The organism is Candidatus Methylacidiphilales bacterium, assembly GCA_028713655.1.
Classification (GTDB): Bacteria; Verrucomicrobiota; Verrucomicrobiia; order Methylacidiphilales; family JAAUTS01; genus JAQTNW01.
This window is the reverse complement of record JAQTNW010000011.1, coordinates 1-11,461: the sequence shown is the minus strand read 5'-3', so window position 1 is coordinate 11,461 and position 11,461 is coordinate 1. Positions and strand designations below refer to the sequence as shown.

At 57.4% G+C, this 11,461-nt stretch carries 7 protein-coding genes; all 7 read left to right on the top strand.

Features of this window, described 5'->3' with window-relative positions:
* Positions 1-99 precede the first annotated feature (99 nt).
* The 7 genes from PHD76_05165 (at position 100) to thrC (ending at position 11,373) form a co-directional block, all read left to right on the top strand.
* Positions 100-783, top strand: a complete 684-nt coding sequence (locus tag PHD76_05165; GenBank protein ID MDD5261222.1) for a succinate dehydrogenase cytochrome b subunit — start codon at positions 100-102, stop codon at positions 781-783.
* A 9-nt stretch (positions 784-792) separates the two neighbouring features.
* Positions 793-2,706 (top strand): fumarate reductase/succinate dehydrogenase flavoprotein subunit, encoded by a 1,914-nt coding sequence (locus PHD76_05160; GenBank protein ID MDD5261221.1) that lies wholly within the window; start codon positions 793-795, stop codon positions 2,704-2,706.
* On the top strand, positions 2,706-3,488 hold the full coding sequence (locus PHD76_05155; protein MDD5261220.1) for a succinate dehydrogenase/fumarate reductase iron-sulfur subunit: 783 nt from the start codon (positions 2,706-2,708) through the stop codon (positions 3,486-3,488). Before PHD76_05160 ends, PHD76_05155 begins: the two co-directional genes overlap by 1 nt.
* Before the next feature lie 273 nt (positions 3,489-3,761).
* Positions 3,762-7,868 (top strand): putative Ig domain-containing protein, encoded by a 4,107-nt coding sequence (locus PHD76_05150; GenBank protein MDD5261219.1) that lies wholly within the window; start codon positions 3,762-3,764, stop codon positions 7,866-7,868.
* A gap of 87 nt (positions 7,869-7,955) precedes the next feature.
* Positions 7,956-8,819 carry a hypothetical protein gene (locus PHD76_05145; protein MDD5261218.1) on the top strand — a complete coding sequence of 288 codons (864 nt, stop codon included), beginning with the start codon at positions 7,956-7,958 and terminating at the stop codon, positions 8,817-8,819.
* Between the two features lie 151 nt (positions 8,820-8,970).
* A complete protein-coding gene (locus PHD76_05140) occupies positions 8,971-10,302 on the top strand; it encodes a homoserine dehydrogenase (protein MDD5261217.1) in 1,332 nt (443 codons plus the stop codon).
* Positions 10,303-10,314: 12 nt separating this feature from the next.
* Positions 10,315-11,373 (top strand): threonine synthase, encoded by a 1,059-nt coding sequence (gene thrC / locus PHD76_05135; GenBank protein MDD5261216.1) that lies wholly within the window; start codon positions 10,315-10,317, stop codon positions 11,371-11,373.
* The last annotated feature ends 88 nt before the right edge of the window (positions 11,374-11,461 follow it).

Genomic DNA, 11,461 nt, shown 5'->3' with positions numbered 1-11,461 from the left:
AAACTAATAATTTCAAACCCTGTCCGATTGTGTTTTGACATAAGTCTGTAACCTCATATTTTTATCCATTATTACTGTTGGTAATAGACCCCCATACATATGAAAGTCTTATTGCAGATCGTCACTTCTTCCATTGGTAAAAAAATCCTCATGGGTCTTAGCGGCATCGCCCTCGCCGCTTTTATCGTCATTCATACCCTCGGTAATCTCCAGATTTTTCTGGGCTCCAATACCCTCAACGCCTACGCCGCTCTCCTCAAAGCCTCCAACGAAGTCCTCTGGGGCTTTCGCATCTGCCTCCTTCTGACTGCATCCGTCCATATCCTTGCCGCGATTGGCTTGGTTCACGACAACTGGAGAGGCCGTCCGATCGGTTATAAAAAGGAACGCAGCGCCGCCAGCCTCGCTTCCCGGACCATGATCTACAGCGGCCTCATCGTTTTGGCCTTCCTCGTATTTCACATTTTGCATTTCACGGTCGGCACGATCCTGCACGAACATTTTGCCCACAATCTGCCCCCCGATGCCGCAGGCCGACCCGACGTCTATTCCATGGTGGTCCAGGGTTTCAGCATTCCCTGGGTTTCGGCTTTCTACATCATTTCGGTCGCGCTGCTCAGTTGGCACTTGAGCCACGGCGTCGGCAGCATGTTCCAAACCCTCGGGCTGCGGAACAAGCGCTCCGCCCCGTTCATCGACGCCTTCGCAATCCTGTTTGCGGTCTTTATTTTTCTCGGCATGTCGGCCGTCCCAACCGCCGTACTTTTGAAAATCGTCAGCTAAGGCAAAGATATGGAACTGAATGGCAACGCTCCCGCTGGTCCGCTCTCGCAGAAATGGGACCAATACAAGAAGGACTCAAAGCTCGTCGCTCCCAACAACAAGCGCAAATACGAGATCATTGTCGTGGGCACGGGCCTTGCCGGTTCCTCGGCCGCCGCTTCCCTGGCCGAACTCGGCTACAAGGTCAAATCGTTTTGTTATCATGACAGCGCCCGCCGCGCCCACAGCGTCGCTGCCCAGGGCGGCATCAATGCCGCCAAAAACTATCAAAATGATGGTGACAGCGTGTACCGCCTCTTTTACGATACCATCAAGGGTGGTGATTTCCGCGCCCGTGAATCCAACGTGTACCGCCTGGCGCAGGTCAGCGCCAATATCATCGACCAGTGCGCAGCGCAGGGCGTACCCTTTGCCCGTGAATACGGCGGCATGCTGGCCAACCGTTCCTTCGGCGGCGCGCAGGTTTCGCGAACCTTTTACGCCCGCGGCCAGACCGGCCAGCAGCTCCTCTTGGGCGCCTATCAAGCCTTGAGCCGCCAGATCGGCCTCGGCACAGTTGAATTCTTCCCGCGCTCCGAGATGATCGATATTGTGCTCGTGAACGGCCACGCCAAGGGCATCATCACCCGCAACCTGGTCAGCGGAAAGGTCGAATCCCACTCTGCCGACGCTGTTGTGCTGGCAACCGGCGGTTACGCCAATTGCTGGTATCTCTCGACCAATGGGCGCCTCTGCAATGCCACCGCCATCTGGCGTGCGCACAAGAAAGGCGCTTTCTTCGCCAATCCCTGTTATGCGCAGATTCACCCCACCTGCATCCCGGTTTCGGGCGATTACCAGGCCAAGCTCACCCTGATGTCCGAATCCCTTCGCAATGACGGGCGCGTCTGGGTGCCGAAGCGCAAGGAGGACTGCGGCAAGAAACCCTCCGAAGTCGCCGAGGCAGACCGCGACTACTATCTCGAACGCAAATATCCCAGCTACGGCAACCTTGCTCCCCGCGACATCTCCTCGCGCGCGGCCAAGGAAGTCTGCGACGAAGGCCGCGGCGTGGGCCCGGGCGGGTTGGGGGTCTATCTGGATTTCAGCGATGCCATCAAGCGTCTCGGACGCCACAAGATCGAAGAACGCTACGGCAACCTGTTCGATATCTACAAGGAAATCACCGGCGAGAGCGCCTATGAAGTGCCGATGCGGATTTATCCCGCGTTGCACTACACGATGGGCGGCCTCTGGGTCGATTACAACCTGATGAGCAACCTGCCCGGTTTGTTCGTCCTGGGTGAGGCGAATTTCTCCGATCATGGCGCAAACCGTCTTGGCGCCAGCGCCTTGATGCAGGGCCTGGCCGACGGCTATTTCGTGATTCCCAACACGATCAACAATTATCTGGCCGCCAACAAGGAGAAGCGCCCGGCGCCGACGGACGCCGCATTCAAGAGCGCGGAAGCGGAATCCGCCGCCAAAGTCGCGAAACTGCTTTCGATCAAGGGCAAACGCACGGTGGATTCGTTCCACAAGGAACTGGGCAAGATCATGTGGGACTACTGTGGCATGGCGCGCACCAAGGAAGGGCTCGAAAAGGCGCTCCAGTTGATCCCGAAACTGCGCGAGGAGTTTTGGAAAAATGTCACGGTTACCGGCAGCGGCGAGGAATTGAACCAAACCCTCGAAAGAGCGGGCCGCGTGGCCGACTTCCTGGAGCTGAGCGAGTTGATCTGCCGCGATGCGCTGCACCGCGAAGAATCCTGCGGCGGCCACTTCCGCGTCGAATACCAGACCGAGGACGGCGAGGCGCTGAGGCAGGATGATAAATTTTCCTATGTTGCCGCCGGGGAGTATGGCAATGGCAGCGGTCCCAGGATGCACAAGGAAAATCTAGTGTACGAAGAAGTCAAATTGGCTCAACGGAGTTATAAGTGATGAACGTGAAGCTCAAAGTGTGGCGTCAGCCGTCGAAACAGCAGCCCGGCCACTTCGAGGAATACGAGGCCAAAAACCTCAACGCGAACATGTCGTTCCTGGAAATGCTGGACGTGGTCAACGAACAGTTGACCTTGGATGGCAAGGAACCCATTGCCTTTGAAAATGACTGCCGCGAAGGCATCTGCGGAAGTTGCAGTTGCATGATCAACGGCGACCCGCACGGTCCCGAATTCAAAGTGGCCACCTGCCAGACGTACATGCGCAGTTTCAGCGATGGCGAAACCATCACGCTGGAACCGTTCCGCGCCAAACCCTTCCCGGTGCTGAAGGATTTGATTGTCGATCGTTCGGCCTTCGATCGCATCCTTCAAAAGGGCGGATTTATTTCGGTGTCCACCGGTTCGGCCCAGGACGCCAACGCCATCCCCGTTCCCAAAGTGGCGGCGGATTTGTCCATGGACGCGGCGGCCTGCATTGGCTGTGGCGCCTGTGTTGCGGCCTGTAAAAACGGTTCAGCCATGCTGTTTGTCTCAGCCAAGGCGGCACATCTCAATTTGCTGCCGCAAGGCAAAGCGGAGAAAGACCGCCGCGTCCTTGCCATGATCGACACCATGGACGACGAGGGATTTGGCGCGTGCAGCAACACCTACGCCTGTGAAGCGGCCTGTCCGAAAGGCATCTCCGTGGATTTCATCGCCAAACTCAACCGCGACTACGCGTTGGCAGCCGTCCGCACGAGGTTGTTAGGGGCGCGGGAATTTGTCGATACTGCCGCGTAATCCCCTTTATCAAGAAGGGCAGATCTGGCGGCTACCGGGCGTGATCTGCGGTCATTTCACTCGCGCTGCCTGTCGGAGTTCTATCTTGATCCCGCAGCACAGGCAGCATGCCTGGGTTTCAGGCATTCAAGGGCTCATAGTTCGTGTGGCGCAACATGTTGCACGCCGATTCTATTGCTAATGCATGCATTGCTGGCGAATATATTAACATCACCATTTTTAGTTTTTTTTGCCACAGGAACGGAAACTGCCTAACAGAACCTTTTGAACATCATGAACCCCAAAGCAGCCGTCCAGCCTTCAACATATCGTAATTGGACCGCCGCAGGGAAGGGGGCCATGCGTCTTGCCTTTGCCATGCTGGCACTCCAGGTTTCAAGCGTTGTACTTCATGCCGAGACGGCGGCGGATCACGCGGTGCAAGCCAGTGCCATCGTCAGCGAATCCCCGGCTCGCATCACTCTTTCCTGGCCGGGCGACCCAAATGCGACGGGTTGGACGGTGGAGCGCAAACTCCATAGCGATGCGAATTGGGGTACCCCCACCAGCCTGCCTGCGGGCACGACGAACTGGGCTGACAACGCTGCCAGCTTGGGCGCGCTCTACGAATACCGCATCACCAAGCAGATCAGCGGTTACACTTCACATTGGGGTGATTCCGCAGCCAGCCTTGGCTATCTTTGCTCCGGCATCCGCGTTGCCCTGCCCGATCATCGCGGCACGGTGATTCTGCTGGTGGACACAACCATGGCGGTGCAACTCGACGCGGAGCTTGCCCGGCTCAAACAGGACCTGGCCGGGGACGGCTGGACGGTGATCCGGCACGATGTTTCCCGCGGCACGGGGGATGATACCCGCACGGTGGATAGCGCGGCGCTGGCGGCGACCAAAGCCATCATCCAGGCCGATTGCAATGCCACGCCAGGAGAAGTGCATTCTCTGCTGCTGTTCGGCCACATTCCGGTGCCTTATTCGGGACTGATTTCTCCTGACGGACATAGCGAGCACAATGGTGCCTGGTCGGCTGACGTGTATTACGGCGATATGGTCGGGACTTGGACCGATTCGACGGTGAATGATCCGCATACCGACTGGTGGCCCCTGATTGCAAATATCCCGGGCGACGGCAAGTTTGACCAGAGTACGCCACCGCAGCCCATCACGCTGGATATTGGACGTGTGGACATGTGGCGCATGCCGGCCTTTTCCAAAAGCGAAGCCGAATTGCTGCGCCAATACCTGAACAAGGACCATAACCATCGTTATGCCATCAATGTTCTACCGCGCAGGGGCTTGATCGACGACCGGTTCAGCGAAAACGGGTATTACATGGCCGCCAGCGGTTGGCGGAATCTGGCGTCTTTTTTTGGCGCGGCCAATGTGACCGGCAGCCTGGATAATTTCAACGTTCTGGGCAGTAATGGTTATCTCTGTTTTTATGGGTGCGGAAGCGGGGACCCGACGGACTACGGGCTGAACCGGACTCCGCCAGCGGTGAGCACGTCCACCTTCGCCAGCACCGATCCCAAGGCCGCGTTTTTCATGTTGTGGGGCAGTTGGTTTGGGGATTGGAATGTCGGGAACAACCTGCTGCGCGCGCCGCTTGCCACCACGACCAACGGTCTGGCCAGCGTCTGGTCGGGTTTGCCGAATTGGTTCATGCACACCATGGCGATGGGGGGCACGATCGGTGAGACGGCCCGGATGACCCAGAACAACACGGCTTCCAGCGGCATCTACCTGCCTAAGGCTGGATCTGACGGCCAAATTCATGTGGCGTTGATGGGAGATCCCACGCTGCGCCTGTTTGCGGTGGTGCCGCCGACCAATGTTGCTGTCAGCCTGGACGGCAGTCATCATCCGGTCCTGACCTGGACCGCATCGGCGGACGCTTCATTGGGTTATCATGTTTTTCGTGGCAGCAGCACGGCCGGTCCGTTTGTCCGTGTCACAACCAACCCGGTAATCGCCACCACCTATACCGACAGCTCAACGACGGCTGCGTGGGTTTATCAGGTGAAGTCGGCAAAACTGGAGACCACCAATGGCGGCACCTATGTCAATTTGAGCCAGGGCGCGACGGTGAACATGTTGCCGGAAATCACAAGCCCGGCTGCGGCCTCTGTTCCGGTCAACAGGTCGTTTTTCTACCAGATTGCCGCGAACGGCAGTCCGACAAGTTTCAACGCCACCGGATTACCTGCGGGTCTGTCGGTAAACACGACCAGCGGCGCGATCAGCGGAGTGCCTACAGCGATTGGTGTCAGTGTGATCACACTAAACGCGACCAGCGCGAGCGGCACGGGCACGGCCATGTTAACGCTGACCGTGGACAACTCCAGCGTTGGCCTGCCATCGCCATGGGTCAACAAGACGGTGGGCGATGTGGGTCTCATTGGCACCGCAAGCTATTCAGGCAGCACGTTCACGGTTCAGGGATCGGGAACGATCATTTGGGGCGCGGCTGATAGCTGCCAGTATGTGTATCAACTTGTGAGCGGGGATTGCACCATCATCGCCCGGGTGACGTCGCTGCTGAACATGACCGATGCGCATGCGCAAGTCGGCGTGATGATTCGCGAGTCACTGGATACCGGCGCCATTAACGCCAATCTATGCGTGTCCCCCTCGAGCGGGTTGATCTTTGAGTGGCGCACGGCAGTCAACGGCAATAGCAGCAGCTCCGGAAGCTGGGTTTCAGGCCAGGCGCCGGTCTGGCTGAAATTGGTGCGCAGCGGCAACACGTTTACGGCATCCAGTTCCACCGATGGCAGCACCTGGACCGGTCGTGGTTCGACGACCTTTACCATGTCGTCGAATGTTTTAGTCGGCCTGCCGGTGTGCAGCCGGGTCAACACCGTGTTTGGCACCGCCACATTCGATAATGTGAGCGTTACGACGACTTCAATCCCGCCGGTGATCAACAGTGTGTTGACGGCCATAGGTACGGCGGGGAGCACATTCAGCTACCAGATTACAGCGGTCAACAATCCGACGAGCTACAACGCCACCGGCCTGCCCGCGGGCCTGACGGTGAATACGGGCACAGGTTTGATTTCAGGAACGCCTGGTGCGGCGGGAACAAGTACGGCCACGATTAGTGCCACAAATACGTACGGAACCGGAACTGCCGCGCTCACCCTGATAGTAGCCCCTTCCGGCGGCAGCTTGCCTGTGCCCTGGGCCAATGCGGACGTTGGTGCGGTGGGAGTCGCCGGAAACGCCAGTTATGTGGCGGGGACGTTCACGGTTCAGGGAACGGGAGTGCAGATTTGGACCGCGGCCGACACCTGCCAGTATCTGTATCAGCAGATTGCCGGGGATTGCAGCATCACTGCCCGGGTGGCGACACTGCAGAATATGACCGATCCGCATGCGCAAGCGGGTGTGATGATGCGCGAGTCGCTGGCGGCGGGCGCCATCAACGTTAATCTTACCGTATCATCGGCCAGCGGTTCGATCTTTGAGTGGAGGTCAGGCACCAACAGCAGCAGCAGCACGATCAATGGAGGTTGGGTGGCAACCCCGGCCCCGCCGATCTGGCTGCGCCTGGTGCGCAGCGGCAACACGTTTACGGGATACAGGTCAGCGGATAATATCACCTGGACGCCGATGGGATCGACCACCATGGCCATGGCAACGAATGTCTTGATCGGCCTGCCGGTGTGCAGCCGGGTCAATACCGTCCTAGGCACGGTCACCTTTGATAATGTGAGCGTCTTGGCGCTGCCTGCGATCAACAGTGCGTTGACAGCCACGGCCACCGCCGGGAGCCCATTCAGTTACACCATCAGTGCCACAAACAGCCCCGCGAGTTACAGTGCCACCGGGCTGCCTTCAGGCCTGTCGGTGAACACGATCAGCGGCTTGATCTCCGGTACGCCGGGCATGAAGGGAACCAGCAGTGTGACGATTAGCGCCACAAATATGATTGGTACGGGCTCCGCCACACTGGCGCTGAATTCACTTCCGGCAAGCTTCGCCACGTGGAAGGCGGCCTGGTTTACCACAGCGCAATTGAGCGACCCAACCGTCAGCGGTGACCTTGCCAATCCATCGGGGGATGGCATTTGCAACCTGCTTGACTATGCATTCAACCTCGATCCGACGCCTCACAACAGCGCCTTGTTTCTGCCGCAACCAACCGAGCAAGGGGGATTTCTTGCCTTGACCTATACCGTCAATAAATCAGTGGGTGACCTGGTTTATTTGGTTGAGGTGTCAGGTGACCTGCAAAACTGGAACTCCGGCCCGGTTTATACGTCCAGCCCTGTCGTGTTGAGCGACAATGGGGTAACACAAACTGTTCAGGTTACCGATTTGACTTCCACTTCCGCAGCCAGCAGGAGATTCATCCGGCTTCGCGTTACCAAGCAATGAAAATAAAGGGTAAACTTCTTCTAATGCATTTCGCGATGGTTAAAAATATGCTTTTTAAATAGCAGCATCCAAGACTACGATGCTTCCATGTTTGTGGTCACCGATTCCGAATGCACCGGTTACGGAAAGCCGGGACATCCGGAAAACCCCGAGCGCATTTCCCGCACGATCCGGCATTTGCAGAAACAGATTGAAATCGACGTGTTCTGGGAACATCCGCTCGGAGTGGCGGATCCGATCCTTGAACTCGCGCACACGCGGGAACATCTGCGGGAGCTCGACCGGGGAGACCGCGATTTTGACGGCGACACGCCTTTTTACCCTGGAATCGGCGACTACGCGAGGCGCTCGGTGGGCGCTGCCATGAAGGCATTGGAACTGGCCGGGCAAGGCAACAATTCCTTTTCCCTCATGCGCCCGCCGGGCCATCATGCCACGGCTTCCCAGGCCATGGGCTTTTGTTATCTCAACCAGGCGGCCATTTGCACGCTGCATGCGAGGGCTTGCGGAGTGCCGCGCGTCGCGGTTTTCGATTTCGATGTCCACCACGGCAACGGGACGGAGGCGATTCTGAAGAATAAGGAAGGTGCCGCCTTTTTTTCCATCCACCAGCATCCCTGTTATCCGGGCACGGGGGCCAAGTCGCAGGGCAACTGCCGCAACTACCCGGTCGCGCCCGGAACGAGCGCGAAGCAATACCGTGAAATCGCTGTCGAAGCCCTGGAGGATTTGACAAAGTTTGAGCCCGAATTGCTCATCGTTTCCGCGGGGTTTGACGCCTACGCGAAGGACCCTCTGGCCCAACTGCAATTGACTGAAACTGATTTTCACTGGATCGGTTTGCAGCTCCGGCAATTTGGTATTCCGGTTGTGAGTATTTTGGAGGGGGGCTACAGCCCCGATCTTCCGGAGCTGATTTTGAGTTATCTGCGGGGAATAGACGGATTGTAGAAAATTTCATTTTTGTGGAATTTTGATGAAATAATCCAAATCAACTCATACGGATTATCTTGATTTTAATGGATTTATCCAAAATAATGCTTCCTCTGAAACGAGCAGATTCACATTGATTTAGAGCGGCAATTTATATAAATTATTTTCCATGAGCGACATACGCATAGGCATTGCCATTCTGGGCTTTGGCACCGTCGGCCAGGGTGTGTACAGCGTACTGCAACAAAAGTCGAAATCGCAGGGGAAACACGGAGCGCTTTTTGAGGTGGTTCGCATTTTGGCCCGGAATCCGAAACAGGAGAAATTCCGGAATATTCCCAAAAATTTGATTACAACCGATTTTGCGGAAATTCTCAAAGATGAGCGCATCGATGTGGTGATAGAAGTCATGGGAGGCACGGACCCCGCCTTGAAATACGTCCAGGACGCCCTGGCCCAGGGGAAACATGTTATTACGGCCAACAAGGAAATCATGGGCAAAAGCGGCAAGAAACTGGTGGAACGCGCCCGCGCCCATGAACGGTTTTTCGGTTATGCCGCAACGGTCACCGGTTGCCATCAACTCTGCAGCGCCGTGGGCAGTTCGATGGCTGTGGAGCGGATCGTGGGAATTTTTAACGGCACCAGCAATTATATCCTGTCGCGCATGGAGGAAGGCCTCTCGCAACCCGAAGCTCTGGCCGAGGCCCAGGCCAAGGGCTACGCAGAATTGGATCCGAGCAGCGATATCGACGGCCTCGACGCCCGGAACAAGCTGGTGATCATGTCCAAGCTGGCCTTTGGCCTTTTCCTGGACCGCGACCAAATCGATGTGCAGGGCATCCGCTCCGTCACTCTGGACGACATGGAGTATGCCAAGGGCCTGGGTTATGTGATTAAATTGTTAGGCGTCAGCGAATTGCTCCCGGACGGGAGGCTGGACGCCCGGGTACATCCCGCTTTGGTTCCCGCTCATTCCCTGCTTGCCTCGGTGAAGGGGGTCGGCAATGGAATCGTTGTGGAGGACAGGCTCAGAGGCGTGCAGGGTTTGGTTGCGGAAGGCGCCGGCAGCCGGCCCACTGCAATGGCGATTTACACCGACTTGATTGCGTTGGCGGAGGGCCGGGCCATTCTTTGGCCGCAGGAACCGCATGAATTGCGCGGCGAAAAGACCCGCTATTTGCCCCGCCGCCAGGCGGAAGGCCGTTTTTATCTCGGGGTGGAACTCGGGAACAATCCGGGCGCCCTGGCTGAATTGACGAAGCTGATTGCGCGACGCGGCATTAACATCGCCAGCATTCTTCAACGCGACCTGGCGGAAAACAAAATGCTGCCGGTTGTGGTTTTGACCGATCAGGCAAAGGTCAGGGACGTGGACACCCTTGTGGAAGACCTTCGCTCCAACAAGGTTGTCGGTCGAATCCAGCTCATCCGGGTGGAAGAACCGGGGCTGGGCGGCAACAGGACCATGGAAGGCTCAATAGCGCTTGCGGCTAGATAGTCTAATATCCAGATGAATTGGCCCGGCGTCATCCAAGCCTACAGGAGCTTTTTACCTGTTCCCGCAAATGCGGAAGTCATTACCCTCCTGGAGGGCAATACACCGCTCATTCCAACGCCGCGTTTCGTCGATCAGATCGGCGGCAAATTCCAGCTCTTTGTCAAACTCGAGGCGCTGAACCCCACGGCTTCGTTCAAGGACCGTGGCATGACCATGGCTGTGACCATGGCCAAGGCCCGCTCCGCGGAAGTGCTGGTCTGCGCCAGCACGGGAAACACCTCCGCGTCCGCAGCGGCGTATGCCGCGCGCGCGGGCATGAAAGCCGCCGTCATTTTGCCGCATGGCAAGATCGCGATGGGCAAGCTGGCCCAGGCTCTGATTTATGGCGCGCGGATCGTGCCCATTTCTGGAAACTTTGACCAGGCCCTTGACTTGGTGCGGGCTCTGGGCGAGCGGCCGAATGTGGCAGTGGTGAACTCGATCAACCCGGTGCGCATCGAAGGCCAAAAAACCGCGGCGTTTGAAATCAGCGATAACCTGGGCCGCGCGCCCGATTTTCATTTCATCCCCGTCGGCAACGCGGGAAACATCACCGCTTATTGGAAGGGGTTCCGCGAATATCATGCCGGGGGCCGCATCAAATCCCTGCCCAAGATGATGGGATGGCAGGCTGCCGGCTCCGCGCCGATTGTCGATGGCCACATCATTGAAAATCCGCACACCGTGGCAACCGCGATCCGGATTGGAAATCCGGCCAGTTGGAAAGGGGCCGTGGCTGCGGCGAAGGATTCCGGGGGCAAGATCGACAAGGTCAGCGACGAGGAAATTCTGGATGCCTATCAGTTGATCAGCCGGAGCGAGGGCATTTTTGTCGAACCGGCCTGTGCGGCGCCATTGGCGGGGCTTATCCGCTGTGTCAGGGAAGGGCTGATTCCGAAGGATTCGATTGTGACCGTGACGCTGACCGGGCATGGCTTGAAAGACCCGGACACAGCCATTTCAGTATGCAAGCAGGAGCTCATTCCGGTCGAACCGCGGGTGGAAGCGGTGCTTGAAGCTATCCAAGGGTGAAGGGATGCGCTTTCTCGCATCCCATTTATTCAGAAAGCAGACAGCCTGACGGGATTCACTTGTCAGGAGTCAAGGACTGACCCTATAA